The 25,902-nt window shown below is 36.3% G+C and carries 27 protein-coding genes and 1 riboswitch; of the genes, 15 read left to right on the top strand and 12 right to left on the bottom strand.

The annotated features are described in order from the left end of the window. Positions 1 to 124: 124 nt before the first annotated feature. The 3 genes from LQV47_RS05060 (at position 125) to LQV47_RS05070 (ending at position 4,953) form a co-directional block, all read left to right on the top strand. Positions 125 to 2,965, top strand: coding sequence for a TonB-dependent receptor (locus LQV47_RS05060; RefSeq protein WP_230034509.1), 2,841 nt, complete (start codon positions 125 to 127; stop codon positions 2,963 to 2,965). A gap of 186 nt (positions 2,966 to 3,151) precedes the next feature. Further along, positions 3,152 to 4,117 (top strand): NAD-dependent epimerase/dehydratase family protein, encoded by a 966-nt coding sequence (locus tag LQV47_RS05065; RefSeq protein ID WP_230034512.1) that lies wholly within the window; start codon positions 3,152 to 3,154, stop codon positions 4,115 to 4,117. An 83-nt stretch (positions 4,118 to 4,200) separates the two neighbouring features. Next, the gene (locus LQV47_RS05070; RefSeq protein WP_230034514.1) at positions 4,201 to 4,953 is read left to right on the top strand and encodes a polysaccharide deacetylase family protein; all 753 of its coding nucleotides are present in this window, start codon (positions 4,201 to 4,203) and stop codon (positions 4,951 to 4,953) included. A 352-nt stretch (positions 4,954 to 5,305) separates the two neighbouring features. On the opposite strand, the gene LQV47_RS05075 is transcribed toward LQV47_RS05070, so the two are convergent. Further along, the gene (locus LQV47_RS05075) at positions 5,306 to 6,511 is read right to left on the bottom strand and encodes a metallophosphoesterase (protein ID WP_230034516.1); all 1,206 of its coding nucleotides are present in this window, start codon (positions 6,509 to 6,511) and stop codon (positions 5,306 to 5,308) included. A 73-nt stretch (positions 6,512 to 6,584) separates the two neighbouring features. Next, positions 6,585 to 7,652: a ketoacyl-ACP synthase III gene (locus tag LQV47_RS05080; RefSeq protein WP_230034518.1), complete on the bottom strand. Its 1,068-nt coding sequence runs from the start codon at positions 7,650 to 7,652 to the stop codon at positions 6,585 to 6,587. A gap of 101 nt (positions 7,653 to 7,753) precedes the next feature. On the opposite strand from LQV47_RS05080, the gene LQV47_RS05085 reads away from it, so the two are divergent. The 8 genes from LQV47_RS05085 (at position 7,754) to LQV47_RS05120 (ending at position 14,084) form a co-directional block, all read left to right on the top strand. After that, positions 7,754 to 8,323 carry a hypothetical protein gene (locus LQV47_RS05085; protein WP_047485462.1) on the top strand — a complete coding sequence of 190 codons (570 nt, stop codon included), beginning with the start codon at positions 7,754 to 7,756 and terminating at the stop codon, positions 8,321 to 8,323. 3 nt (positions 8,324 to 8,326) lie between these two features. Next, the gene (ubiE, locus tag LQV47_RS05090) at positions 8,327 to 9,058 is read left to right on the top strand and encodes a bifunctional demethylmenaquinone methyltransferase/2-methoxy-6-polyprenyl-1,4-benzoquinol methylase UbiE (protein WP_047485460.1); all 732 of its coding nucleotides are present in this window, start codon (positions 8,327 to 8,329) and stop codon (positions 9,056 to 9,058) included. A gap of 3 nt (positions 9,059 to 9,061) precedes the next feature. Beyond that, positions 9,062 to 9,844 carry a porin family protein gene (locus tag LQV47_RS05095; protein WP_230034520.1) on the top strand — a complete coding sequence of 261 codons (783 nt, stop codon included), beginning with the start codon at positions 9,062 to 9,064 and terminating at the stop codon, positions 9,842 to 9,844. A gap of 139 nt (positions 9,845 to 9,983) precedes the next feature. Beyond that, positions 9,984 to 10,286, top strand: a complete 303-nt coding sequence (locus tag LQV47_RS05100) for a hypothetical protein (protein WP_047485456.1) — start codon at positions 9,984 to 9,986, stop codon at positions 10,284 to 10,286. Continuing rightward, positions 10,286 to 10,573 (top strand): cell division protein ZapA, encoded by a 288-nt coding sequence (locus LQV47_RS05105; protein ID WP_047485454.1) that lies wholly within the window; start codon positions 10,286 to 10,288, stop codon positions 10,571 to 10,573. The genes LQV47_RS05100 and LQV47_RS05105 overlap by 1 nt, the downstream gene beginning before the upstream one ends. A gap of 226 nt (positions 10,574 to 10,799) precedes the next feature. After that, complete coding sequence (gene rny, locus LQV47_RS05110; RefSeq protein ID WP_230034522.1) at positions 10,800 to 12,368, top strand: ribonuclease Y; 1,569 nt, start codon at positions 10,800 to 10,802, stop codon at positions 12,366 to 12,368. 73 nt (positions 12,369 to 12,441) lie between these two features. Then, positions 12,442 to 13,683: an MFS transporter gene (locus tag LQV47_RS05115; RefSeq protein ID WP_230034524.1), complete on the top strand. Its 1,242-nt coding sequence runs from the start codon at positions 12,442 to 12,444 to the stop codon at positions 13,681 to 13,683. 215 nt (positions 13,684 to 13,898) lie between these two features. Further along, the gene (locus LQV47_RS05120; protein ID WP_047485441.1) at positions 13,899 to 14,084 is read left to right on the top strand and encodes a hypothetical protein; all 186 of its coding nucleotides are present in this window, start codon (positions 13,899 to 13,901) and stop codon (positions 14,082 to 14,084) included. Between the two features lie 94 nt (positions 14,085 to 14,178). Here the strand turns inward: LQV47_RS05120 and LQV47_RS05125 are convergent, their stop codons facing one another. From LQV47_RS05125 to LQV47_RS05145, 5 genes are all read right to left on the bottom strand, one after another. Continuing rightward, entirely contained in the window at positions 14,179 to 15,114 is a 936-nt protein-coding gene (locus tag LQV47_RS05125; protein WP_230034525.1) for a putative sulfate exporter family transporter, read from the bottom strand. A gap of 185 nt (positions 15,115 to 15,299) precedes the next feature. Continuing rightward, complete coding sequence (locus tag LQV47_RS05130; RefSeq protein WP_230034527.1) at positions 15,300 to 16,178, bottom strand: LysR substrate-binding domain-containing protein; 879 nt, start codon at positions 16,176 to 16,178, stop codon at positions 15,300 to 15,302. A gap of 166 nt (positions 16,179 to 16,344) precedes the next feature. After that, on the bottom strand, positions 16,345 to 17,652 hold the full coding sequence (locus LQV47_RS05135) for a voltage-gated chloride channel family protein (RefSeq protein ID WP_230034529.1): 1,308 nt from the start codon (positions 17,650 to 17,652) through the stop codon (positions 16,345 to 16,347). A 30-nt stretch (positions 17,653 to 17,682) separates the two neighbouring features. Beyond that, positions 17,683 to 17,750, bottom strand: a riboswitch (Fluoride riboswitch). Between the two features lie 392 nt (positions 17,751 to 18,142). Continuing rightward, positions 18,143 to 18,979 carry a GLPGLI family protein gene (locus tag LQV47_RS05140; protein WP_230034531.1) on the bottom strand — a complete coding sequence of 279 codons (837 nt, stop codon included), beginning with the start codon at positions 18,977 to 18,979 and terminating at the stop codon, positions 18,143 to 18,145. A gap of 83 nt (positions 18,980 to 19,062) precedes the next feature. Beyond that, positions 19,063 to 19,530, bottom strand: coding sequence for an acyl-CoA thioesterase (locus LQV47_RS05145; protein WP_230034533.1), 468 nt, complete (start codon positions 19,528 to 19,530; stop codon positions 19,063 to 19,065). A 117-nt stretch (positions 19,531 to 19,647) separates the two neighbouring features. Between LQV47_RS05145 and LQV47_RS05150 the strand changes: the two genes are divergently transcribed. Then, positions 19,648 to 19,992 carry an ArsC/Spx/MgsR family protein gene (locus LQV47_RS05150; RefSeq protein WP_230034535.1) on the top strand — a complete coding sequence of 115 codons (345 nt, stop codon included), beginning with the start codon at positions 19,648 to 19,650 and terminating at the stop codon, positions 19,990 to 19,992. Between the two features lie 136 nt (positions 19,993 to 20,128). Beyond that, positions 20,129 to 20,311: a hypothetical protein gene (locus LQV47_RS05155; protein WP_230034537.1), complete on the top strand. Its 183-nt coding sequence runs from the start codon at positions 20,129 to 20,131 to the stop codon at positions 20,309 to 20,311. 99 nt (positions 20,312 to 20,410) lie between these two features. Here the strand turns inward: LQV47_RS05155 and gcvT are convergent, their stop codons facing one another. The 3 genes from gcvT to idi are packed head-to-tail and all read right to left on the bottom strand — an operon-like array spanning position 20,411 to position 22,485. Further along, positions 20,411 to 21,487, bottom strand: a complete 1,077-nt coding sequence (gene gcvT, locus LQV47_RS05160; RefSeq protein WP_230034539.1) for a glycine cleavage system aminomethyltransferase GcvT — start codon at positions 21,485 to 21,487, stop codon at positions 20,411 to 20,413. 8 nt (positions 21,488 to 21,495) lie between these two features. Further along, complete coding sequence (locus tag LQV47_RS05165) at positions 21,496 to 21,966, bottom strand: hypothetical protein (protein ID WP_230034541.1); 471 nt, start codon at positions 21,964 to 21,966, stop codon at positions 21,496 to 21,498. Between the two features lie 3 nt (positions 21,967 to 21,969). Beyond that, positions 21,970 to 22,485: an isopentenyl-diphosphate Delta-isomerase gene (idi, locus tag LQV47_RS05170; protein ID WP_230034543.1), complete on the bottom strand. Its 516-nt coding sequence runs from the start codon at positions 22,483 to 22,485 to the stop codon at positions 21,970 to 21,972. Between the two features lie 384 nt (positions 22,486 to 22,869). On the opposite strand from idi, the gene LQV47_RS05175 reads away from it, so the two are divergent. Both LQV47_RS05175 and LQV47_RS05180 read left to right on the top strand, forming a co-directional pair. Next, positions 22,870 to 23,280: a phosphoheptose isomerase gene (locus LQV47_RS05175; RefSeq protein ID WP_027372827.1), complete on the top strand. Its 411-nt coding sequence runs from the start codon at positions 22,870 to 22,872 to the stop codon at positions 23,278 to 23,280. Between the two features lie 87 nt (positions 23,281 to 23,367). Further along, entirely contained in the window at positions 23,368 to 24,327 is a 960-nt protein-coding gene (locus tag LQV47_RS05180) for a D-2-hydroxyacid dehydrogenase (protein WP_230034545.1), read from the top strand. An 89-nt stretch (positions 24,328 to 24,416) separates the two neighbouring features. Here the strand turns inward: LQV47_RS05180 and mscL are convergent, their stop codons facing one another. Both mscL and LQV47_RS05190 read right to left on the bottom strand, forming a co-directional pair. Continuing rightward, on the bottom strand, positions 24,417 to 24,797 hold the full coding sequence (gene mscL, locus LQV47_RS05185; RefSeq protein ID WP_230034547.1) for a large conductance mechanosensitive channel protein MscL: 381 nt from the start codon (positions 24,795 to 24,797) through the stop codon (positions 24,417 to 24,419). A gap of 156 nt (positions 24,798 to 24,953) precedes the next feature. Next, positions 24,954 to 25,886, bottom strand: coding sequence for a response regulator transcription factor (locus LQV47_RS05190; RefSeq protein ID WP_230034549.1), 933 nt, complete (start codon positions 25,884 to 25,886; stop codon positions 24,954 to 24,956). Positions 25,887 to 25,902 lie beyond the last annotated feature (16 nt).

Here is a 25,902-nt window from a genome sequence, read left to right on the forward strand (position 1 = left end):
TACTAAATTGACTATCCAAAATCAATAATTATTGTTTTTTATTGGTTTATTTTAATGATTTGTGTTGTTTTATTGATAAAGTCTGTGTTGTTTTTAAAATGATTTGTACATTTGAAAAAAACACATGAAAAAAAACAATCAAAAAATTGTCTCTTTGGGGGCATTATTCTTTATTTCTGTAAATTTTTATGCACAAACCGGAGATTCAATTAAAGTAAAAACGGTGGATGAAGTTAAAATTACAGTGGGATCCAGAAACAAAAGCAGGGTGGCTACCGATACACCGGTTCCTGTGGATGTGATCAATATTGGATCACAGTCAGTACTGAGCCCTCAGACAGATCTTAATCAGATTTTAAATTATGCGGCACCATCCTTTACCTCCAATTCTACCACGGTTGCAGATGGTACGGATCATGTTGATCCCGCACAGTTGAGAGGATTAGGTCCCGATCAGGTTCTTGTATTGCTTAATGGAAAAAGAAGGCATACTTCCTCATTGGTCAATATCAATGGCTCACCGGGAAGAGGTTCGGTAGGGACAGATCTTAATGCAATTCCGGCCTTTGCGATCGAAAGATTGGAGGTGCTAAGGGATGGTGCTTCAGCACAGTATGGCTCTGATGCTATTGCAGGCGTTATCAACGTTGTTATGAAGAAAAGTACAAATAATCTCACCGCAGCCATTACAGCAGGAAGATATAATTCGAAAGGTTCTAATGACCATAGTGGCGGCTGGGATGGAGAAAAATATCAGCTGGATCTTAACTATGGTGCAAAGCTGGGAGCTACAGGGTTTTTGAATTTTACAGCCAGTTTTCTGAACAGAACTGCTACGGAAAGAGCGGGAACAGCTACAGGTGATATTTTCAATGCCTACAACGCTATTGAGCAGAGAGCACTTGAAAACGGAGTTAATATTAATTCTTTATTTGGTAATATTACAAACACTTCTAATACGCAACAGATCGTTAATTACATTCACCAATATGCTCCTTATGTAAACTATTTCAGTCCTGGTCTGCTGATGAGTATTCAGAATGCCAATACAATTCCGGAACTGCAATCGATTTTAAGAGCAGATGTTACAGCTAATGAATTAGCTTACAGACGTCTTGAGAGAAATGATTTTAATATGAGAGTAGGACAGTCTAAGCTTGGATCCGGGCAGGTTTTTATGAATTCCGAATTTGATATTTCTTCATCAGTACGTGGATATGCATTTGGAGGGATTTCTTATAGAAGCGGAAATGCTGCAGGATTTTACAGAAGGCCTAACCAAAGCAGGACTTCTACTTCATTGTATCCCAACGGTTTTCTGCCTGAGATTGCATCTGATGTCATTGATCTTTCACTTGCTGCAGGTTTTAAAGGTAAAGTAGGAAATGTGAATTATGATATCAGTAATACTTTTGGACAGAATACATTTGATTATACTATAAAAAATACAGCCAATGCATCCATGCTGTCTTCCATGCAAAGGGAGTTTAGAGCTGGAGGATTGGGGTTCTTACAGAATACGGTCAATGCTGATTTTGATACTAAATTTGATTGGCTGCAGGGCTTCAATATGGCATTTGGCGGAGAGGTGAGATTGGAAAGATATAAAATAGAAAGCGGAGAAGAAGCCTCATGGGCTCTTTACGATATTAACGGAAATATTCAGAATCCGGAAACTCCTGTTTCACTGAAGCCAACGGATTTTATGGGAGCTACAAGACCAGGCGGGGCACAGGTATTCCCGGGCTTCAGACCAGCGAATGCATTGAAAAAAGGGAGGAGCTCTGTAGCAGCTTACCTTGATACGGAATTGGATGTTACCAATCGTTGGTTGGTGAGTGCAGCATTTAGGTTTGAAAATTATTCAGATTTTGGTTCTACATTCAATTATAAGATTGCTTCCCGATATAAACTGACAGACCATATTAACATCCGGGCAGCCCATTCCACAGGATTCAGGGCACCCTCTTTACAGCAAATTTATTTCAATGCAACGGCTACCCAGTTTGTTGGGGGGACAGCATATGAAGTCGGAACATTTTCCAATGATTCTGATGTGGCAGGTATTTTGGGGATTCCACAATTGAAGCAGGAAGAGTCTAATAGCTTTTCTGCGGGCTTTACGGCTAAAATACCAAGTGCTAACCTGACATTCACGGTAGATGGGTATTATATTAAAATAAAAAACAGGGTAGTATTAACGGATCAGTTTTCAAGACCTTCAGGGATTTTTCCGGTAAACAGCCCTGAATATAACCTTCAGAAAGGCTTTGATCAGGCTAATGCCACTGCCGCAACATTTTTTGCCAATGCTATCGATACCCAGACCAAAGGTGTAGAAGGTGTAATTTCTCACAGGTTGAAAATCTCCGAAAAGGTTACTTTGAACTCTGATTTGGCAGCAACGGTATCCAAAACCAATAGGGTGGGAGATATTCATGGTTCAGATATTCTGATTCAGGCTGGCCAGGTGAACCGTTATTATTCCGAAACCAGTCGTGTCTATCTGGAAGAAGCCGTCCCAAGGTTTAAAGTTTCATTGAATAATGCTTTAGAGCTTAATCATTTTAGTATCCTTGTAAGAAACGTATATTTTGGAAAAGTGACCGATCCCAATACAACAGACGTGAATGGCGATGGTATTGTCAATAGCAATATGGTCAACGGAAAGGAGGTGCCTATCGAGCATCCTGTTTGGGGAGGTAAAATAATTACCGATTTGTCTATTGGATATAAATTTACAAAGGGCTTAAGGCTGACCATTGGTGCTAATAACCTATTTGATATTTATCCAGATAAGAATTATGGACCCAAATCTTTGAAAACACCATCTGTAGACGCTTCTGGCAATCCAATTAACAGTATAGATCTTTCTAATCAGGATCAGTTCGTATACTCCAGAAACGTCTCACAGTTTGGAATGAATGGAAGGTTTCTGTTTGTAAGAATGAATCTGAGCTTATAAATTTTAATTCAGATATAGAAAAGGGAGTTAGAAGTTGTTGGTTTACAAGACAGAAATGCCTTATCCTGAGTTCAGTATATAAATAATTTTCTATAACAATCCATGGGTGTATTTTTAAATACACCTTTTTTATTATGGTTGACATGTTTTTTTTACTTTTGTACAATTCTAAAAAAAATCTGAAAAATGGAATCCTATACGGAAAGAATACTGATTACGGGTGCTTTGGGACAAATAGGCACCGAACTTACCAATAGACTTGTTGAGATCCACGGAGCGGAAAATGTAGTTGCTTCGGGCCTTGACAGGTGGCAGGAGGGAATTACCTCTGCAGGATATTATGAAAGAATGGATGTTACCAATACACAATTGGTGAGACAGGTGATTAAAGACTATGACATCACTACAGTGTATCATCTGGCTTCTCTTTTATCCGGAACTTCGGAAAAGCAGCCTATTTTTGCCTGGAAACTGAATCTGGAGCCTCTTCTGCATTTTTGTGAAATGGCAAAAGAAGGGCTTCTTAAAAAGATCTTCTGGCCAAGTTCCATCGCTGTGTTTGGAAAAGGAATTCCAAAAGAGAATGTAGCGCAGGATGTTGTTTTAAATCCAACAACTGTTTATGGAATTTCTAAAATGGCTGGAGAGAAATGGTGTGAGTATTATTTTGATAAATATGGTGTGGATGTAAGAAGTATCAGATATCCCGGATTAATCTCATGGAAGACTCCTGCAGGTGGAGGAACAACAGATTATGCTGTTGAGATTTTCTATAAGGCAATAGAGGAGGGGAAATATACAAGCTTCATTTCTGAGAACACCGGAATGCCGATGTTGTATATGGATGATGCGATCAATGCCACGCTAAAACTAATGGAAGCTCCAAAAGAAAGTCTGACGGTTCGTTCCTCTTATAACTTGGGTGGAATGTCATTTACTCCAAAAGAACTGGCTGAGGAAATTACCAAAGAAATTCCGGATTTTACCATCGATTATAAACCGGATTTCAGACAGGCAATTGCAGATTCATGGCCGGCATCAATTGATGATTCAGTGGCTAAAAAAGACTGGGGACTGACGTATGATTTCGGAATTTCTGAAATGACAAAAGACATGATCAAGAATTTGAAAGTAAAATTAGCTAAGGATTAATAATGTAAAGTAATACTTTAATTAATATTGCTTTAACTTCTGATTTTTAATTTATTATAACTTTTATATAGAATTTAATTTAAATGATATTATTGACTTTTAACTTGGTAAATATTGATGCTGATCCAAAAAATGGGATTCAAATTACCGATGAAGAAAGGTTAAGAATTACAGAAGATAACACTAAAGCAATTCTTAGAATTTTAGATATTCACGATATCAAAGCCAGTTTTTTTGTGGAGATTTCTCTCTCTGGAAAACTGCAGAATCTTATAAAAGCAATTTCATCCAAAGGGCATGAAATTGCTTTTTATAATAAAGACTCCAACCTTACAGAAATTGAAGATGCCAAGAAAGAAATTCAGGATCTTCTGGAAAAACAGATCAGAGGAATTCGTCAGAAGGAGGTAAAAGTGCCCCAGGAAAATTTGAAATTATTGGAGTTTAATTATGTTTCCAATATCGATAATGCAGATATACTTTTCCCTTTCAAACGTCTGAAAAGAGATACGGAAATTACAGAAGAAGATGGATTAAGTATTATCCCGGAAAGCATCTCTCCATACAGTCAGCTCCCATACAATGATTTTGTATTTCAGATTCTGCCAATGAAATACTATCAGAATATGGTTTTAGAAACCCTGCAGAATGAAGAATTTGTGCTGATTTATCTGAACTCATGGCAGTTTACAGATTTTAAGAAATACTGTTTTGACATTCCTTTTTACAGAAGCCTGTTTTCAGGCAAAAAAATGGAGGACAAATTAGATGCCCTCCTTACTTTTATCAACGAGAAAGAACTTGCTGTTTCCCGTATGAAAGATTATATTTTTTAGATTGCGGGTGTGGTGGGTAGTCGGGATTGTGTGAAAGGTTGAAATGATGGTCTTTTGATTTGGATTTTGAGTTGTAAAAACAGGAATCAAGAGCCAAGAATCAAGAATCAAGATTCTAGATGTCAGACAACAGACGTCAAACATGAGGCGATTACTCATAGGCTTTACTGTTATAAGCTCGTAACCAACAACTTGCAGTTTGTAAATGAATAGGGTCAATTGTGAATTTAAAAACCTATAATCTCAAATCTTAATAACCCGAATCACGAAACTAGTAACTAGAAAACCAGCAGCCCTCCTTCAAACTCATTCACTCTAAAACTCTCAGACCCTCTCACTCTCAAACTCAAAACTAGCTCAGCTCAAAAAGAGTAATCTCCGGCAATACGCCAACTCTTCCGGGATATCCAAGTACTCCAAAACCTCTGTTGACATACAGGAATTTACCTTCACTTTCATATAAATCGGCCCATTTTGGATAACGGTATTGGACCGGTGACCATTTGATGTTCTTTAAATCCAGTCCAAACTGCATCCCATGTGTATGTCCTGAAAGCGTTAAATGGATGTCTGCCGGGTGTTTTTTTACCACATAATCAAAATGGGTAGGGTCATGGCTCATTAAGATCTTTGTAGCGGATTCCGGGACTCCTTTCAACGCGTCATCAATCTTTCCGAATTGCGGAAATGGTTTCAATCCCCAGTTTTCAACCCCCAGGATATATAATTTTTCCCCGTTTTTTTCAATAACCCTGTTTTCATTTCTCAGCATATCAAACCCTGCCTGCTTCTCATAGTCGATCAGCATATCCAGGTTTTGCTTTTTGGCATCAAGGGAGCTCCAACTTACATAATCACCGTAATCATGGTTTCCCAGAACTGCAAACTTGCCATCTTTAGCCTTTATTTTTGAAAAAAGAGGAATGAAGGGTTTGAATTCATCAGCAACATTGTTAACCATGTCTCCTGTGAATAAAACCAAATCAGGCTTTTGTTCATTGATGAGGTCTATAGCATGCTTCAATTTGTCCGGATCAGAGAAACTTCCACTGTGAACATCAGAAATCTGAATGATTTTATACCCTTTGAAGCTTTTTGGAAGATTGGCGAACTTTACCTTTACCCTTCTTACCGTATGACGATACTTACCGAAAGTAATCCCGTCTATGAAAAGGGCTGAAAGCACACCTCCCATTCCCAGGCCTACAAGACTAAGGAATTTCCTCCTTTCCGGAAAGAAATTATCTGCAGAACTCGCAAATCCGACCACATAGCTTCCGATTCTGAAAATGTCGTCGATTAATAGAAACAAGACCACAAAAATTTTAGGAAGTATACATATAAGTAAAAGAGAAATCATGATCTGGGCTCTTACCATACTGCGGTCTGATCTTTGGTAATGGGTTACTTCGTAGGCGAAAATTCCATAAATGATTAAAGACACCACCCAATAGCCGATTCTCAGCCAAAAATTATCGGTCAGCGTTCGTACAGCCTGATAAATGTAAATCTCCAAAAACAGGAAGATTCCGGCAATGATTAAAAGATTCTTTTGCATAATCTGATGTAAAAAAAGCACAAAGAAGATTTCCCTTGTGCTTTTATATTTTTTTATTGTTTAAATATTATTTTTAAGGAAATCTGTAAACGAGAGCATTGATGTTCATTCCGGCACCTACCGAAGTCATAACAATATTCCCATTATCTTTAAACGATTGACCACCCATTTTTCCTTTAATTATTAAATCATACATGGTAGGAATGGTTGCTACAGAGGTATTTCCTAAATCCTGAATCGTCATTGGAGAGATTGAATGATCATATTCTTTGATGTCATACAGTCTGTGAAGTCTTTCGATCATAGCGTAATCCATTTTGGCGTTGGCCTGGTGGATAAGGATTTTGTCTATGTCTTCAATAGACAGTCCCGCATCTGTAATCGTATCTTTAATGGCCACAGGTACATTTTTAAGAGCATACTCGTAGATTTTCCTTCCCAGCATTCTTACATAAAGACGTTTTTGGTCTACTTCTTTGTTGATGGAAGGTGCATTTTCAAGATAATTTAATTCAGGACCATTGTCACAAATTGTATTGTGGGCAATAATTCCTACATTTTCGTTGTCAGTAGCTTTTACCACTACTGCTCCGGCACCGTCAGCGAAGATCATTCTGTTTCTGTCGTGTGGATCTGTAACACGGCTTAGTGTTTCTCCTCCGATTACTAAGATGGTTTTTGCGACTTTAGCTTTAATTAAATTATCTGCTAAAATCATTGCTTCAACCCATCCCGGGCACCCGAAAAGCATATCGTATGTTACACATTTTCTGTTTGTTATGCCTAGCTTATTCTTTACTCTTGCAGCCATAGTAGGCATGAAGTCAGCGTATCCATTCTCGGTAACTTCTCCAAAATTGCTTGCGTAAATAATATAATCCAATTCTTCACCATCCACCTTTGCATCTTCAAGGGCAATTTTTGCGGCTTCATAACCGATCTGTGAATTGGAAAGACCGTCCTCAATGAATCTCCTGTTTTCTATTTCTGTAATTTCTACAAACTTCGCAATAGTTTCTTCCACAGGCTTTTCTATCTTTACCCCATCCTCTGTGTAGAACTCAGAATTCATGAAGTAATCTCTACCAATAACTCTGTTCGGAATGTAAGATCCAGAGCCAATAATGATCGTATTCGGCATTCGTTTATATGATTTTTTTAAAGATGCAAAGTTAATAATTAATATTAATAACGGAGAATTAAAAATATTATTAAATTTGCAAAAATTGTACTTTACAATCTATGAAAAACAACTCGTCCTTAAAAGGCTTACTCATTGCAGCTGTGGCGTTTATCGTTGCCTTTGGGATCTACTTCCTTTTTTTAGCCAAGAAGAATTATTATGTTGTAGATAATCCTACCCCCAATACGTATTACTTTAAAATCAATAACGGTTCTGAAGGAATCATCTCAGCGGGGCAGTACGTGCATGTGGATTTGAATAAAGGAAAAAACTCTATTCAGGTTTTCGATCAGAATAAAAAAATGCTTTACGATTCAGCATTTGAAGTAAACAAACTTCGTGGTTTGATTAACATTTCCCACCAGGATTATTATGTTAATGATCAGTACTACGGATATAATCTTAAAAAAGATTCGTTACTTTTAGCGCTTGATAAGACTAAAATTGATGGAAAGGATTATTTTGGAGGAGCAAAACGCTTCAATAAGCTTTACACAGAAGATTTCTATTACAATGTGGATGAAGATTACGATAAAGTGATTAAAAATATCCAGAAAGTGGAATCAAGATCCAAAATCTTCAGAAAGCAGGATTACCTAAATTATTATAAAGAATATTACAAGTTTTAAGTTTTGACAAAAGATATCACCAAAGTTACTCCCTACAATTCAGAGGCTACTAAGAAGAGCCAGGTAGAGGATATGTTCGACAATATTGCGCCGAAGTACGACCTTTTAAACCGTGTTTTATCCATGAAAATTGATGTTTTATGGAGAAATAAACTGGTAAAATGGATGAAAAATGATAACCCGCAGGAAGTGCTGGATGTGGCTACAGGAACGGGAGATCTGGCAATTACCATTGAAAAAGGTACCGGCTCAAAAGTAGTTGGTTTAGATTTATCACAACAAATGCTGAATGTTGGCGTTATTAAAATAAAAAAACTTAAATTAGACGGCAAAATTTCCATGCAAAAAGGAGATGCAGAAAATTTACCTTTCGAGGACAATAGATTTGATGCTGTTTCCGTTGCATTTGGAGTAAGGAATTTTGAAAATCTTACCAAAGGTTTAGCAGAGTTAAGAAGAGTAGTTAAGGATAACAAAAGTGTTTATATACTGGAGTTTTCAAAGGTTGAGGGGTTGATGGGACCACTGTATATGTTTTATTTTAAAAATATATTACCTGCCATTGGCAGAATGGTTTCCAAAGATAATAGGGCATACACATACCTTCCGGATTCTGTAAATGCTTTTCCTTTCGGGGAAAAGATGAAGCAAATTCTTTTAGATACGGGATTTAAGAAAGTAGAATATAAAAAACTAAGTTTAGGTATAGCCACAATTTATAAAGCAACAAAGTAACCTATGAATAAATTTTTATTAAGAGCACTGGTTTTAGCCTCAGTAAATATTGCCGTTTTTGCAGACGCGCAATTTAGAACCCGAAACAGAATGGACAAGTTGGAAGACTTCGACGAGCAGAAATTCAGTTGGGGTTTTTATTTGAACGGGAACAAACTGGACTACCGTATCGTATTGCACCCAAGATATGGGATGAACGATAATCAGAATCTTGTAACTTCTAAGGAAAGCTACAGTTTCGGTGCCGGGCTTATTGCAAAATGGAGACTGAATGACTATCTTGACGTAAGAATAGAACCAGGTTTACAGTTTGCACAAAGACAGTTGACTTTTAATACTCAATCTAATGACATCTATGCAGGTGGATCTTTAACTAATCCTCCTTTCATGCCGTTCCCTTTACAGGATAAAGATAAAGTGAGAGAAATCAAATCTACATTGGTGGATGTTCCCGTGCTTTTAGAACTTCATGGGCGAAGATGGTACAATTCAAGGCCTTACATTGCCGCCGGGGTAAACTATATTGTGAACCTGCAGTCTAATGCTGCTTCTACGGATGATAATATGCAGGGAATTTTCAGATCTACAACACATAACTTTGCATGGTCTGCAGAAATGGGAATCCAGTTTTATTTCAACAAATTTAAACTGACGCCTGCCATTAGAGGAACATTTTTTATGAATAATGAAAAAGTAGCTGATAATGCTGAGACACCTCCTTACTGGACATCTGCAGTTTCTACATTACAGACAAGAGCAGTTATGTTTGTTTTGAAATTTGAATAAGAAAAATACATATTAAAAATACAAAGGAGGTGCTTTAGCATCTCCTTTTTTGTGGGTATTCCAAAATATAAGGCTTTTTATTTTTGTTAGTGTTATTATTTTTTTATTTTTGCTTCTAGTTAGAATATACAAACCTGAAATGCTTCAAGATTTAGAAAACAATTTTTCAGAATTAGAGAAAAAGATTTTGGCTCTGCAAAAGAATTATAAGAATCTTACTGAAAGTTTATCAGAACTAAGTGTTGAGCATGAGGAACTGAAAGTGAAATATGATGAGGAAAGACGAAGAAATCAGGTATTAGCAGAAGAACAAAAAAATATAAAGCTTTATTCAGCAATATCAGGAAATCCTGAACACAATAGGTTAATGAAAAATCATATCAACAGATTGGTGAAAGAAATAGATTTCTGTATTGCACAGCTTCAAAACAGTGGATTATAATGGAGGTAAGGAGAATAACCGTAAACATTGCAGGAAGAGTATATCCGCTGAACGTACCCGCAGCAGAAGAAGAAACGTTGCGTAAAGTAGGGAAGCAGATAGAGAATATGATTAAAGATTTTGAACAGAACTTTGACGTAAGAGATAAACAGGATGCTTTGGCTATGTGTGCCCTTAAACTGGGAACCAATGCAGAAGTAGTTTCTGTTAACTACGAAAAAAATATTAATTCTACCAACGAGAGGTTAGCACAGATTAATCAATCGTTGAATGAAATCGGGAAATAGATTTTTTTTCCTGAAAAAGACTGCCTACAATAATTCTAACACATTAAAGGTAAACTCAACGCTAAGCAATTGCCGAACGAATGTCCATTAAATGGCGTGCCGGATTCCCGGATTACAGATAGTGGAAATCAGTTCAAATCGTGTTGATTAGGAGTTTACTCTCAATCCCTGAATTGTTGTAGGTTTTTTTATTTGAATATAAGACAATTAAAACTCAATATATATTATGACAACAGCCATTATAGTCGGCGTTATTTGTTTAGTTATTGGGGCGGTGATAGGAATATTTTTTTCCAGGAGCTCACTCAATACTAAAGCAAAATTTATCATAGATGATGCACAGAAAAATGCCGAAAACCTTATAGAAAAAGCTAACGTACAAGCCGAATCCATAAAGAAAGAAAAGAACCTTCAGGCAAAAGAAAAGTTCCTGGAATTGAAGTCTCAGCATGATGCTGATATTCAGTCCCGCGAAAAGAAAATGCAGGAAGTGGAAAAAAGAACAAAAGACAAGGAACACAAACTGAATGACGAACTTAGTAAGGTAGGAAAGCTTGAAAAAGACTTAGATAAGCAGATTGCTGATTATTCTAAGAAAAACGAAGTTTTAGAAAGAAAACAGCAGGAATTGGATATTGCTACCGCTAAAAAGGTTGAAGTTCTTGAAAAAATTGCTAATTATACCGCTGAAGAAGCCAAAGCTGAATTGGTAGAAACCATGAAAGCTGAAGCTAAAACCAGAGCCCAGGCTCATGTTCAGGGTATTATGGAAGAAGCTCAGCTGAATGCTAAGAATGAAGCCAGAAAGATTGTTATTCAGACGATTCAGAGAATCGGTACAGAACAGGCTATCGAAAACTCAGTATCTGTTTTCAATATCGAATCTGATGAGGTAAAAGGTAGAATTATCGGTAGAGAAGGTAGAAATATCCGTGCTTTAGAAGCGATCACAGGGGTAGAAATTATCGTTGATGATACCCCGGAGGCGATCCTTCTTTCATGCTTTGATCCTGTAAGAAGAGAGATTGCAAGGCTGTCACTTCACAGATTGGTTACAGATGGTAGAATCCACCCTGCAAGAATCGAAGAAGTAGTAGAAAAAACAAGAAAACAAATTGAAGAGGAGATCATTGAAGTAGGAAAAAGAACAATTATTGATTTGGGAATCCACGGATTACACCCTGAACTGATTAAAATTGTGGGTAGAATGAAATACCGTTCTTCTTACGGACAAAACCTACTGCAGCACTCAAGAGAGGTAGCAAACATTGCTGCGACAATGGCTGCTGAATTGGGATTAAATGTAAAATTAGCCAAAAGAGCAGGTCTGTTACACGATATCGGTAAAGTGCCTGAACAGGAATCTGAACTTCCTCACGCTTTACTAGGAATGCAATGGGCTGAGAAATATGGAGAAAACGCGGAAGTAGTGAATGCTATTGGTGCTCACCACGACGAAATTGAAATGAAGTCACTATTATCTCCGATCATCCAGGTTGCCGATGCTATTTCAGGAGCAAGACCGGGAGCAAGAAGACAGGTATTGGAATCTTATATCCAGAGACTGAAAGATCTTGAATCTGCAGCATTAAGCTTCGACGGTGTATCCAGTGCTTATGCAATTCAGGCAGGTAGAGAGCTAAGAGTAATGGTAGAAAGCGGTAAAGTGAATGATGAAGTAGCTAATCAGCTATCTTACGATATCTCCGAAAAGATCCAGAATGAACTTACCTATCCGGGACAGGTAAAAGTAACAGTAATCAGAGAAACGAGAGCTGTGAATATTGCAAGATAATAATCAGATTAAGATATTTTATAAAAACCTTTCAAGAAATTGAAAGGTTTTCTATTTTTATCAAAATTTAAAAATGCAAGAACTGTCCCTGTCTTCAAAAATGAAGTACATTTTCTCTATTCCCGTTATTATTTCTGCCCTGGGCTATTTTGTAGATATCTACGACCTCCTTTTATTTGGAATTGTAAGGATTCCCAGTCTGAAGGCATTAGGGCTCAATCCTGATGCTGACGGAACCTTCATTCTGAACTGTCAGATGGTAGGACTTCTGATCGGGGGAGTATTCTGGGGTATTTTTGGAGATAAGAAAGGCAGGCTTTCTGTACTTTTCGGTTCCATTTTGGTGTATTCTTTAGCCAATATAGCATGTGGTTTTTTACCGTATTTTCCAAAAGAGCATTTAGTGTATCAATATGCCGGGTTAAGGTTCATTGCAGGTATTGGATTAGCCGGAGAGCTTGGAGCAGGAATTACCCTTGTTTCTGAAAGTCTGCCGAAGAGTCTGAGGGCAATTGGGACATCCGTTGTCGCCGGTTTTGGATTAATGGGTGCAGTGGTTGCTCAGCTGACCGTAGAATTATCTGGAGGATGGAATATCTCTTACATCATCGGCGGAGTTATGGGGATCTTGCTATTAGTGCTTAGAATAAGCGTCTCAGAATCCGGAATTTATAAAAATATTGAACATAAAAGTGTTTCCAAAGGGGATTTTCTCTCCTTCTTTACCAATAAAGACCGTTTGATAAGGTATTTAAAATGTATTGCTGTAGGGTTGCCTACCTGGTATTGCATAGGTATTCTGGCCGTTTTGGCGAATCAGTTTGCTCCTGAATTTGGAATAAAGGATCTTAACCCCGGAAAGGCAATTATGTGGGCTTATGTAGGTATTTCTGTCGGTGACCTGATGAGTGGTTTTATTTCTCATGCATTAAAATCACGTAAAATGGCTATATTTTATATGTTGATTTTCACGCTGATTGGAGCAGCAATTATGTTGTTTGGAAATACGAATACAGAAACAAAATATTACCTGTTTTGCGTATGGCTGGGCCTTGGAACAGGGTATTGGGCTATGTTTGTGACATTAGCGGCAGAGCAGTTCGGAACTAATATCAGAAATACGGCAACCACTACCGTTCCGAATATGGTAAGAGGGTTGGTACCTGTCATGATTCTAGCTTTCGACTCCCTTAAAGCTCATTTCTCTGTAATTGGGAGCGCAGCTATTGTGGGAGTAGTTGTATTTGGGCTTGCCTTTTATTCTGCACTTACGATTTCAGAAACCCATGATAAGGACCTTGAATTTACGGAATAGAATTTTCTCCTATAGGGAATGTAATAAGATCTTGGATTATAAAATATTTACATCTGTTTAATAAATAATAAAATATTATTCTTGTATTTTAATATATTAATAAGGTTTAAATCAGTGTATTAGTTAAAATTGTATTAAATTATGTTGCGAATAATTAATATTTGTTTAACTTTGGGAGACAACTAAATTATATTGTTTAATTAAAATCAAATCACATGAACATTATTAAAAATGCTAAAAAATTAAGAAAAGAAGATCTGAAGAATATTACAGGTGGTATTGGAGGTTCCGGAATTGGAACTCCGGATGCTTCACTTTGCGGATGCAGTTGTACAGGGGCTGTAACAGGACCAAAATACTGTGTTGAGTTAATTGGATGTCCACAGGTTATGACTTGCTAACCGATTGGTTATTTTAAGATATTATTCAACTGAAATAAACATTTCCACATTTAACAGGCGGCACCCTTTTGATTTCAAAAGGGTGCCGCTGCTTTTATTGAATGATATAAAGAAGGCTGCCTATGCTGATGGTGACCCAAAGGAGTATGGCAGTAACCAACGGTTTAATACCTATTGTTTTTAAGGTTTGAATAGAAAGGCTGGAGCCTATAAAAAATAAGGTCAGATTCAATCCTGATTTTGCAAAGGTGGTTATTCCACTACTGAAACGGTCCATCAAAGGAAAATAAGTATTCAGCAGGATCGCAAGGATGAAATACCCGATAAACCATGGGATCTTTATTTTTGATTCTTTATTTTTGAAAATAAACATGGTGATCAGCGAAACAGGGATAATCCACAATGCCCTTGCCAGCTTTACGGTTGTCGCAATTTTTAAAGCTTCATCCCCATATTTGCTGGCTGCCCCTACTACAGAACTGGTATCGTGGATTCCCACGGCACACCACAGGCCAAACTGTTCCTGAGAGAGATTAAGCAGATGTCCAATGGCCGGGTAAACAAATAAAGCAATAGAATTTAAGGTAAAAACAATTGCTAATGCCAGGGAAATCTGTTTTGTGCTCGGCTTAATAATAGGGGAAACGGCTGCAATAGCACTCCCTCCACAAATGGCAGTTCCCGCAGAAATAAGATAGGATAGCGGTCTTTCAAGTTTGAATAATCTTCCTAAAAAATACCCTAAAATCATAACGGTCAGAATACTCACTACCGTTAATACTAACCCTGTTTTTCCTGCATGTAAAGCTTCGTCCAGCTTTAATCCGAATCCTAAGCCGACTATGGAAATTTGTAATAGCAAATGGATATATTGATGAAGATGCTTTTCAAAAGGGTTTCCGATGAAAACGGCCAGTAGAAAACCCAGCGCAAGGGCTATCGGAGAGGAGATCAGTGGAGTAAGGCATAATACTGCCAGTATGATAAAAACGATTTTCCGTGTTGTTTCATATTGAATGAAATCTTTCATATTGCGAACTTTAAATTATGCTTCAAAATTCGGCAATATAGTATTACAAAGTAAATTGTATTTTGTTATATTGGATAACTAGAAGTTATAACTTAAAATTCAAATACTTAATCAGGCTACATGATACATTATACATTATACATTATACTTTTTACATTGTACATTATATATTGTACATTTTTACATTATAACTCAGCAAACCTCAGAAAAAGCTTTATCAGCTCAGATTGTTCCCCTTTTGGAAGGATAAAGTGGAAATCCCTTTCAATACTAAAGCTTTTTATATCAACGACGGTTAGGATATTATTTTTCAGTTCATTAAGAATGGTACTGATGGAGAGGAAAGCCATACAGTCTGAATGAAGAAGATAATTTTTGATGCTTTCACTGCTTCCCAGCTGTATAACAGTATTTAATTCATTGATATTAACTCCGTTATCCCTGAGCCTGTTTTGTATAAATTCAAGTGTTCCAGAACCTTGTTCCCTGAAAATCATATTGATAGTGTATAGGTCTTTTATACTTAAAGTTTTGTTGGCTAATGAATGATTGGTTTTTGCAGCCAATACAATTTCATCAGATTTAAAAGACTTATAATCGAAGTAAGAAGATTGAGATTCACCTTCAATGATTCCTAAATCTATTTTTTCTTCTTTTAAAAGAACAGAAATAGCTTCAGTATTTCCTGTAAGAAGCTCAATCTTAATATCTTTATAGTAAGTATTGAATTTTGCTAAAATTTCAGGAAGAATATACTGGGCAACGGTTGTACTCGCCCCAATGATCAGTTTTCCTTTGTGCTGTTGGTTAACCTGGCTGATTTCAAATTCAAGATCCCGATACAGTCCTCTGATTTTTTCAGCATATTCATAGAGGATTTTTCCACTTTGAGTCAGTTCTATAGAAGTTCCTTTACGGTCGAATAATTTTGCAGACAGTTGATTTTCAATCTCTTTGATGTGCTTTGTGACAGCCGGTTGAGAAATATGAAGTTCCTCCGAAGCTTTGGTAAAGCTTAGTCTGGAAGCCACAGTATGGAAAACTTTTAACCTGTAATCGAACATGCTGCAAAGGTATGAATTATACTTATAAGTTAGAAGATACGAGTGCTATTTGAGTTTGAGGGTTTGAGGGTTTGAGAGTTTGAGAGTTTGAGAGTTTGAGAGTTTGAGAGTTTTAATGTGATACTATACAGTATTATTTTTATACATTAGACTTTCACATTTTACATCACAAAAAGTCCGAAATAGATTGATCCTGCCGGCTTTCGAATCTTCTGTTTTTAGCAGCTCCTATTTTTTGTTTACTGTAAATACTGTTATTTCCTGAAAGGAGATAAGAAACAATGCAGGCAATTGCTACATAAACACCACATTCAGCTCCGAACAGCTCAATTCCCATTAATATACAGGCCAAGGGTGTATTGGTGGCTCCGGCAAATACCGCTACAAAGCCCATTCCGGCCAATAACCCAAACGGAAGCGGGATGAATAGAGATAAAGCACTTCCCAGCGTGGCCCCTATAAAGAATAGAGGAGTGACTTCACCCCCTTTGAATCCTGCTGCGAGGGTAACGATGGTAAAGATCATTTTCAAAGCAAAATCATATAAGGGAAGTTGTTTTTCAAAAGACTCTACAATGACAGGAACACCGAGTCCAATATACCTGGTGGTGCCCAGTGCAACAACAGCCAGCGCTACAATAATACCTCCGGCCACCGGACGAAGTGGCGGATACTGAATTCCTGATTTGAAAAACGATCCTGCCCAATGGATAACCTTGCTAAAGCCTGCAGCACAGATCCCAAAAGCTATTCCGGCCAGAATACTGTACAAAATGGGCAGAAATTCTAGCTTAGGAATAAAGTGAATATGATAATGGGTATGCTTAACATTCCATAGATTGGTTGTCCAGTCTGCTAATATAGCCGAAGCAAAAGCTGGAAAAATAGCATTATAACGTATCTTCCCGATAAGAAAAACTTCAAGCCCAAAAACTGCCCCTGCCAACGGTGTTCCGAAAACAGATCCAAAACCTGCAGCAATTGAAGCAATCAGTACTGTTTGTCTTTCATTCCTGTCAAGTTTAAAAGGCTTACTGAGCTGGTCTGCAATAGCGGCTGACATCTGAAGAGCAGTCCCTTCACGGCCTGCAGAACCCCCGAATAAATGAGTGACAACTGTTCCAAGATAAACAAATGGAGCCATTTTAAAGGGAATAGTCTCTTTTGGATTATGGATGCTATCGATCAGAAGATTATTTCCTGCCTCAACATCTTTTCCAAAATAATAGTATAGAAGCCCGATCAGAAAACCAGCTACAGGAAGTAATGCAATCATCCAAAGATGGTTTTCCCTAAAATTGGTTGCCCATTCCAACGACTGTAAAAAGCCTGCCGAAGCAGTTCCTGCCAGAATACCAATAATACTGCTGATCAACAGCCATTTTAAAATGTAAGGCAGTGCAGGGAATTTTCTGAAGAAAAAATGAGTGTGGAAAACGGCTTTTTTACCAAATGTTCTTTTATTTTTTGACATGATAATCCTGATTAGTTATTGTTCATAATCTCTCAATCAGGCGTCATCAGCTTTTATAAAGCGGTTGGGGAAGGAAGAACACCATTTCCTTTTGATGATACAAATATAAAAAGAAGAATCTGTTTTTCAAAAAAAATATTTGACAGGTACAGAGGTATTACAATTTTTAACCATAAAACTGGTACTCCATTTATTCATATGCTTAGCCACTCCGGTAGAAATCTCAACAGTATTATTTGAGAAACAATTCAGATTACTACCGGAATGATAAAGATGGTGTATCCTTTGTTCACCTAAGAATGGCCCATACAATGAACAATAAAATAAACTGAATTTTATCCCCTGAACTCAAAAGAAAAGAAAATCATAGATTTTCAAAAATTATTTGAACTTTTATACAGCACTATTTTAACTGGCTTAAATGAACTAAAGTGGTTAAAATAAAAGCTTTTGTGACTTTTGTGGTTGAAAGGGTTCCGCAATTCGCTCTCTATTTTGGATAATGCACTGCTTTATCAATTTCAAGAGGATTATTGTATTTCCTGATCACTTCCTGCATGCTTTTGGTTTGGGTATTCAGCTCATCAACATTATGGATTTCTTTTCCATTAATATTAATCTTTAAATCAGTATCTGTTTTGCTGAAATTATTTCTTTCAAAGGCAAAAGGATCATTGTAAAAGTCCATGGTCAGCTTATATTTTTGTTTTTCGTTAATGGGAACTGCTTTATTTCCAAAGTTGGATTCTACAAAATTTTCAGTAGAATAGGCATCTGGCAGTTCCTGGCTTTTGAGAAGAGTATACATGAAATTTTTCTTTGTATCTGAGAGTTCAAAAATTAAGCCCGGAAGACCACGAAATTTAAATGGACCTTCATTAAAAGGAATATCCTTACAAAACCAGGCCGTCCAGCTTCTTCCCCCGAATTTTGTGCTGGCTTTTTGCAAGGTATAATTTTCAGATTTTTTAATTTCATTAGAAATGGTCCAATTGATTTTATCCGTTGTCTTAAAAGTATAATATCCTTCCTTGATATTGATGTAATTTTCATTATCAAAAGAGTTGATTTTCCTTTTTATCACCTGGCCGGACATGTCCGTATAACCAGAGTTTCTCCCGAATTTTTTATTCAAAGAATCCGTAATAGCCAGGTTTTGCCCATAAAACTTTACTTCTTTAGAGCCGATATCCAGAATCATATTCAGCTTTTCAAGCCCGTTTTCTGTAGAATCCATCTTATATTGCATTTCATAGATGAACCGATAGGTCTGGGACTGGCATAAAATAATGATCAGCAAAGCAGATAATGTGAAAGCATTTCTCATACTATATATCAAATGAAGTGGTACGGGTATTAATCTAAATAGCAGTTTTTATATGTACTCCTTATTCAGCCTTTTATCCTGTATTACAGAAAAGGCTTCATCTCATCCTCAATCTGCGTTCTCAGCTCCATCAGACGTTTGGCATACTTCTCCTGCTGTTTTTCCTCCTCAGTTTCAGGAATCCATTTAGGAACAGGAAGCTTTTTTCCGTTTTCATCTACTGCAACAAAGACGATGATACAATGGGTTTTTTTATCAAAGGTGGGCTGTTTCAGATTTCGTGAAAAAACGTTGATTGAAATATGCATACTTGAGGTTCCGGTAAAGATGACCTGTGCATCTACTTTTACTACCTCACCTATCTTAATAGGATCATAAAAACGAATGCCGCCCACATATACTGTCACAGAGTAATTTCCGCTCCAGGTTGTAGCACAGGCATATCCTGCCTGATCAATCCATTTCATGACACTTCCTCCATGTACATTTCCCCCATAATTAACATCCGAAGGCTCTGAAATAAACTGAAAAGTAATAGGTTTGTTCTGCATCTTATAAAATTTTAATAAAGTTATTTAATAATTTTCAAAGTTTTAGATTAAATCCTACTTTTGGAAAAGGAAATTCTTACGAATGAGAATTTTAACAATAAAAGATTTGGAAAAATAATGAAAAAAGTATTTCACCTTAATACATGTGATACCTGCAGAAAGATTTTAGCAAAATTTGATCTTAAAGGCTGGGAGCTTCGCGAGATAAAAAAAGAACCAATTACAAGAGAAGAGCTGACGGAAATGCATAAGAGAGCGAAGTCTTATGAGGCATTGTTCAGTAAAAAATCAACCCAGATTAAACTGAGAGAACTGGATCTGAAGTCTTTAACTGAAAAAGATTTTGAAGAGCTGCTATTGGACCATTATACATTCTTAAAAAGACCGGTTTTCCTTACTGATAAGGAGATATTTATAGGAAATGATAAGAAAAATATAGAGGCACTACAAGATTTTTTTTAAAATTAATTTAAGCTACCTATTTTGAAATATATATGCTTTAATATAGGTAAATGATTGATTTTTAATTTGTTTTTGAAATAATAAAGTTTTTGAATCCATTAATTGATTACATTTGTTTTATCAAAAAATTATTACTATGAAAAGCTTTTTAAAGTCAAAGAATCTTAACAGATCAGAATTGAAACAGATAAGCGGCGGAATAAAAATTCCGTTAACCTGCTATACACTTTGTGGAGAAGCTGGTGGTGTAGAATCAGGTCATCCCGGAGTAGGTGATGTGTGTACATCAGACGGATCTTTCTGCTGCTATTGCAGATGATTGTGAAATCTGAAAGTGTAGAGATTGTTTTAATGTACTTTCTCTGTAAAATAAAAAAGCCGCAGTTTAATTAAACTGCGGCTTTTTTGTGTATTGATACTATACAAAAGGAGCTTTCACCACTTTTGCAGGAATATTTTTATTTCTTACCTGAATAAAGATCTCAGAACCTAATTTGAAATGAGGCTTGTCTACATAAGCAAGACCTAAACCTATCTTCTTCATTGGAGACTGCGTTCCGGAAGTTACTTTTCCAATTACATTGCCTTCTTCATCTACAACAGGGTAGTCATGTCTTGGAACCCCTTTATCCTGTAATTCAAATCCAACTAACTTTCTTGTAACGCCTTCTTCTTTTTGTTTTGCAAAAATATCTTTGGAAACAAAATCTTTATCAAATTTTGTAATCCATCCTAAGCCAGCTTCAATAGGAGAAGTAGTATCGTCAATATCGTTTCCATACAGACAGAATCCTTTTTCTAATCGTAAAGTGTCTCTGGAAGCTAATCCACATGGGATAATTCCTTCAGCTTCACCCGCTTTTATGATCTCGTCCCAAAGCTGTTTTGCGCTTTCATTTTTAAAATAGATCTCAAAACCTCCGCTTCCGGTATATCCTGTGTTTGAAATGATAATGTCATTCACTCCAGCCACACTTCCTACTGTAAAATGGTAGTAAGGGATTTCAGAAAGATTAACTTCTGTAAGCTTCTGAAGGATTTCCGTAGCCTTAGGCCCCTGAATTGCCAATAAAGACATCTCATCAGACGCATTGGTCATTGTTGCCCCGAAAGTATTATATTTTGAAATATGATTCCAGTCTTTATCTATATTTGAAGCATTGACAACCACAAAATATTTATCATCTTCCATTTTGTAAACGATAAGGTCATCCACAACACCACCATCTTCGTTAGGAAGACATGAATACTGAGCTTTTCCGTTTTCCAGAGCATCTACATTGTTGGTGGTTACCCACTGTAAAAGTTCTTTTGAACCGGGACCTTCGATGAAAAATTGTCCCATGTGGGAAACATCAAATAATCCTGCTTTTTCTCTTACTGCAAAATGTTCTTCCGTTACTCCTGAATATTGAACAGGCATTTCAAAACCTGCAAAAGGTACGATTTTAGCTCCTAAAGAAACATGAGTGTCGTACAAGGCTGTTTTCTTCATATTTAATTTTATTTCTTTATTTTAAAACTGTTGAAAGTCTCATTAAAAAGGGTCATATAATTTCCGTTCCAGAATTTCTGGCCACAGTTGATCGTTACCAGATAAAGATCTTTGTCTTTTTGAAAAGCTCTGGTAATCCAGAAAAGCTTTTCTTTTTCATCAAAATATTCGTAGAAATATTCAGTATATCCTTTTTTACTTTTATTTTCCTTTATTTTATTCTCAGGATCTTCTGATTTATACAGTGCCAGAATAAATTTTTTCATTTCTTCTTTTGGAAGGCCCAGATCGTGATATTCCGAAATAGTAATAGCTCCGATTTCGTTGGTAGGAAAAATGTTGACAATATCACTGTCATTGGTAGATTTCCAGCCTTCCGGAACATTGATAGAATAATTGGTGCTGTCGTAAGCTTTTGCTTTCTGAGCAAAAAATAAACTTCCGGAAAATAAAGCGGATACAAGCAGTATTTTTTTCATCTTTTAAAAATGGTGTTTGTATTCTTCAAGAATGATCTTAAACCATTCGGTAAAATTTTCAGGAGCTTCAGTCATTTCTTTATCCAGATTTTCCGGAGATATGAATCTTACTTCTTGCACTTCATCTGTATTCAGATTAAAGTCAGATTCAGACTCATGGTTTCCTACGAAGACATGATCGAGTTCATGCTCCCAAAGGCCTCCACCTACATCAGCTTTATAGATAAAATTGAATTTTTCTGAAAGTTCTGTTTCAATACCCAATTCCTCATACAGCCTGCGTTTTGCTGCCTCCAGGTATGTTTCTTCCTTTCTGGGATGAGAACATACAGCATTGGTCCATTGATTGGGGGAGTGGTATTTTCCCGAAGCTCTTTTTTGAAGAAGCATTTCTCCTTTACTGTTAAATAGAAAAACAGAAAAAGCACGGTGTAATAAGCCGTTGATATGAGCCTGCTGTTTTTCCATCAAACCCAGAACTTCATCTTCAGAATTTACTAAAACTACTAATTCTTCCATTTCTACAAATGTAAGCGTAATAAATGTATTTTGGAAATTTTTAGATAAACATCATGCGTTTATAACGAAATTCAGAAATAAGCGATGAGAATAACGTTAAAAAAAATGAAAAAAATCAAGTGACCTCATTTTTAAAGAGAAGCTATTTGTCTGGGGTTTATTTTAAAAAATGAACTTTAAACTTGTTTCTGGTCTAAATATTATATTTCCCAGTATAAAATGAATTTATGAAACGAAAATTTTTAATCAGAAGTGATAAAATGATGAATAAAATGTTTATATTATTCATTAAATAGTGTTTTTTGTAGTAAATTTTTAACATAAACTAAGATTCATGTGCGTGATAGTTGTAAAAACGCTAACTTTGTTCCTTAATGTTAACCGATGGAATTAGAATACATAGAGCACTTAAGTCCTATTCTTAAGGATGGAGTAAAAAATTATTTAATTGATATTGATGGAACCATTACAGATGATGTTCCTAATGAAGAACCCGAAAGAATGGTTACCTGCGAACCTTACCCGGATGCATTAGCAACAGTAAACAAATGGTATGATGAAGGACACCAGATCTGTTTTTTTACTTCAAGAACAGAAAATCTTAAACAAATTACTATTGACTGGCTGGATAAGCACGGCTTCAAATACCACAGTGTACTCTGTGGAAAACCAAGAGGCGGAAACTATCACTGGATAGATAATCACCTGGTAAGAGCTACAAGATACAAAGGCAGATTTACGGATTTGGTAGAAAAGCAAGTGACTATCGAAGTATTCAAAGAAGACGGGGAATAAAAAAATATAATTCGAAGATTTAAAAATTAAATGGGAGCCTATCTCTTTAATTTTTAAATCTTTTTAATTTTAAATATAGTTGTATTTATGAAAGTTTTAGCAAACGATGGCCTGGATCAATCAGGAATTGATGCATTAGCAGAAAAAGGCTTTGAAGTCATTACGGCAAAAGTTCCACAGGAGTTTTTGGTGGATTACATTAATGAGCATAAGATCCGTACTTTATTGGTACGAAGTGCAACACAGGTAAGAAAAGATATTATCGACGGTTGCCCTTCTATTGAAATCATAGGAAGAGGAGGAGTTGGTATGGATAATATTGATGTAGCTTATGCACGGGAAAAAGGGATTCATGTAATCAATACCCCATCGGCTTCCTCAGAATCAGTGGCTGAGCTTGTTTTTGCACATTTATTCTCAGGAGCAAGATTCCTTCAGGATTCCAACAGGAAAATGCCTTTAGTAGGAGATACAGAATTTGCGGGACTTAAAAAAGCATATGCTGCCGGTATCGAGCTGAGAGGAAAAACCATTGGAATTGTAGGAATGGGAAGGATAGGACAGGAAGTTGCCAGAATTGCGCTGGGACTTGGTATGAGAGTTGTTGCCGCTGATAATAACGTAGGAAAGGCCAGTATTAAGGTGAAATTCTATAATAACCAGTTTATCAATGTAGATATAGAAACGGAGCCTTTACAGGAGGTTCTGAAACATTCAGATTTTATTACTTTACATGTTCCTGCTCAGAAAGACGGATATATGATTGGTAAAAATGAGTTTGATATCATGAAAGACGGGGTTGCTGTTGTTAACTGTTCCAGAGGGGGAGTTATTGATGAAGCAGCATTAATTGAAGCATTGGATTCCGGAAAAGTGAAATTTGCAGGATTGGATGTTTTCATTAATGAGCCAACGCCTTCTAAGGAAATTCTGAATCACTCTAAAATCTCTCTGACTCCTCATACAGGTGCTTCTACACTTGAGGCTCAGGATAGAATAGGACTTTCTTTAGCAGAACAGATTTCAAGTATTTTACAGATTCAATAATCAATAAATGAAATAGAAAAGCGGATTCAAAAAATGAACCCGCTTTTTTTTATAGCCTAATTGCCGTATGACAGCAATTAATGTCTTTATTATAGAGTGTTTTTGCTTTTCAGTAAGTCCCTGATTTCTGCTAATAGTTTTTGATCTTCTGTAGGTCCTGCAGGTGCCACTTCTTCCTTCTTGCTGATTTTGTTGGCCCCTTTAATGATCCAGAAAAGAACCATTGCAATACATAGGAAGCTGATAACGGCAGAAAGAAAATTTCCATAGGCAACACCATTCCAGGTAAGCTTAGAGATATTTTCAGCTCCCGCTGCTTTCAGTGCAGGGTTTAGTAATAAAGGAGTGACAACATCCTCCACTAAAGAGGTAACGATTTTACCAAATGCAGCCCCAATGATAACACCGACAGCCAGATCGAGAACATTTCCTTTAAAAGCAAAAGCTTTAAATTCTTTAATAAATCCCATAATTTATATTTTTTTAATTAGTATACACACAAAAATATAATTTAAAAATGTAAAAAACGTTACTTTATAATGTTTTTTATTCTGGAAAAATAAGAATTTAAAGTAAAAGTAATCCTAATTGATGAGGTTTTTAAACAGGCATAAAAGTATGCATATTCAAGGGTTATTATTGTATTGGACCTGATACTTTCTATAAAGCAGTGGAGGAATACCAATTTTTTTCCGAAATGTAAAAGTAAAACGGGATGGTGTTTCATAACCTAACAGATAAGCTATTTCAGAAATTGACCAATCTGTTAGTTTCAGCAAAATCTGGGCTTCCTGCAAGATTCTTTCTGTGATGATTTCAGAACTGGTTTTATTACGTGTACGCTTTACAGCTTTATTTAAATGATTGATAGAAATAGAAAGCTGGGCTGCAAAATCCCGGGGTTTCCTGAATTTGATATAATCTGTTGCTGAGTGCAGTGGAAACTGCATGGCAAGAAGTTCTTCAAAAAGTAAAGTAATACGGTTGTCTGCATCTTTTCTTACAGTAGATTTAGCAGGAACTTTATTCATCTTCATAATAGTATGAATAAGGTCGTAGGTCAGGTTCCGGACTGCATCAAATTTGAAATTGTAGTTTGATGAAAGTTCTGCCTGTATTTTGATCAGCGTATTTTCAAATTCAAGATATTGTATTTCTGATAGGTCAAAAATATTTTCCTGTGTATTCTGAAATACAGGATATTCTTTTATATTTCCGTAATTGCTGAAAAACTCTTCATTAAATAGGCAGAAAAACTCTTCTATGGGTTCATTATTGCTCTCTTCCAGTAAAAAAGGAATAGTGGGATTGATAAACATCAGTGCATATTGGTTTATTTCAATAGTCTTAGCAGCATAATGACACCTGCATTTCCCTTTTATCAATTTGATTTTGTATAGATTTTTTCTGGTAAAGGATAATGACGAAATAAGCTCTTCCCGCCTTTGTAAATCGTTAATTTTTATAACGTCAAAATATCCCGTACCCCATTGATAATGAGTGGGTATATTGATGTTTTTCTTTTTGTAGAAATCATATATGGCGTCAGAATTGTTCATTTTACAAATGTATTAA

This window comes from Chryseobacterium sp. Bi04, assembly GCF_918698085.1.
In the GTDB taxonomy this organism is placed as follows: Bacteria; Bacteroidota; Bacteroidia; order Flavobacteriales; family Weeksellaceae; genus Chryseobacterium.

Excerpts from the sequence above, each read along its gene's own strand:
- LQV47_RS05180 (WP_230034545.1), top strand. The coding sequence starts at position 23,368 with ATGAAAGTTTTAGCAAACGATGGCCTGGATCAATCAGGAATTGATGCA.
- LQV47_RS05070 (WP_230034514.1), top strand. The coding sequence starts at position 4,201 with ATGATATTATTGACTTTTAACTTGGTAAATATTGATGCTGATCCAAAA.
- LQV47_RS05120 (WP_047485441.1), top strand. The coding sequence starts at position 13,899 with ATGAACATTATTAAAAATGCTAAAAAATTAAGAAAAGAAGATCTGAAG.
- LQV47_RS05095 (WP_230034520.1), top strand. The coding sequence starts at position 9,062 with ATGAATAAATTTTTATTAAGAGCACTGGTTTTAGCCTCAGTAAATATT.
- LQV47_RS05130 (WP_230034527.1), bottom strand. The coding sequence starts at position 16,178 with ATGTTCGATTACAGGTTAAAAGTTTTCCATACTGTGGCTTCCAGACTA.
- LQV47_RS05060 (WP_230034509.1), top strand. The coding sequence starts at position 125 with ATGAAAAAAAACAATCAAAAAATTGTCTCTTTGGGGGCATTATTCTTT.
- LQV47_RS05115 (WP_230034524.1), top strand. The coding sequence starts at position 12,442 with ATGCAAGAACTGTCCCTGTCTTCAAAAATGAAGTACATTTTCTCTATT.
- LQV47_RS05140 (WP_230034531.1), bottom strand. The coding sequence starts at position 18,979 with ATGAGAAATGCTTTCACATTATCTGCTTTGCTGATCATTATTTTATGC.
- LQV47_RS05155 (WP_230034537.1), top strand. The coding sequence starts at position 20,129 with ATGAAAAGCTTTTTAAAGTCAAAGAATCTTAACAGATCAGAATTGAAA.
- LQV47_RS05100 (WP_047485456.1), top strand. The coding sequence starts at position 9,984 with ATGCTTCAAGATTTAGAAAACAATTTTTCAGAATTAGAGAAAAAGATT.
- LQV47_RS05190 (WP_230034549.1), bottom strand. The coding sequence starts at position 25,886 with ATGAACAATTCTGACGCCATATATGATTTCTACAAAAAGAAAAACATC.
- mscL (WP_230034547.1), bottom strand. The coding sequence starts at position 24,797 with ATGGGATTTATTAAAGAATTTAAAGCTTTTGCTTTTAAAGGAAATGTT.
- LQV47_RS05125 (WP_230034525.1), bottom strand. The coding sequence starts at position 15,114 with ATGAAAGATTTCATTCAATATGAAACAACACGGAAAATCGTTTTTATC.
- LQV47_RS05150 (WP_230034535.1), top strand. The coding sequence starts at position 19,648 with ATGAAAAAAGTATTTCACCTTAATACATGTGATACCTGCAGAAAGATT.
- rny (WP_230034522.1), top strand. The coding sequence starts at position 10,800 with ATGACAACAGCCATTATAGTCGGCGTTATTTGTTTAGTTATTGGGGCG.
- gcvT (WP_230034539.1), bottom strand. The coding sequence starts at position 21,487 with ATGAAGAAAACAGCCTTGTACGACACTCATGTTTCTTTAGGAGCTAAA.
- idi (WP_230034543.1), bottom strand. The coding sequence starts at position 22,485 with ATGGAAGAATTAGTAGTTTTAGTAAATTCTGAAGATGAAGTTCTGGGT.
- LQV47_RS05080 (WP_230034518.1), bottom strand. The coding sequence starts at position 7,652 with ATGCCGAATACGATCATTATTGGCTCTGGATCTTACATTCCGAACAGA.
- LQV47_RS05075 (WP_230034516.1), bottom strand. The coding sequence starts at position 6,511 with ATGCAAAAGAATCTTTTAATCATTGCCGGAATCTTCCTGTTTTTGGAG.
- LQV47_RS05065 (WP_230034512.1), top strand. The coding sequence starts at position 3,152 with ATGGAATCCTATACGGAAAGAATACTGATTACGGGTGCTTTGGGACAA.
- LQV47_RS05145 (WP_230034533.1), bottom strand. The coding sequence starts at position 19,530 with ATGCAGAACAAACCTATTACTTTTCAGTTTATTTCAGAGCCTTCGGAT.
- LQV47_RS05105 (WP_047485454.1), top strand. The coding sequence starts at position 10,286 with ATGGAGGTAAGGAGAATAACCGTAAACATTGCAGGAAGAGTATATCCG.
- LQV47_RS05085 (WP_047485462.1), top strand. The coding sequence starts at position 7,754 with ATGAAAAACAACTCGTCCTTAAAAGGCTTACTCATTGCAGCTGTGGCG.
- LQV47_RS05165 (WP_230034541.1), bottom strand. The coding sequence starts at position 21,966 with ATGAAAAAAATACTGCTTGTATCCGCTTTATTTTCCGGAAGTTTATTT.
- LQV47_RS05175 (WP_027372827.1), top strand. The coding sequence starts at position 22,870 with ATGGAATTAGAATACATAGAGCACTTAAGTCCTATTCTTAAGGATGGA.
- LQV47_RS05135 (WP_230034529.1), bottom strand. The coding sequence starts at position 17,652 with ATGTCAAAAAATAAAAGAACATTTGGTAAAAAAGCCGTTTTCCACACT.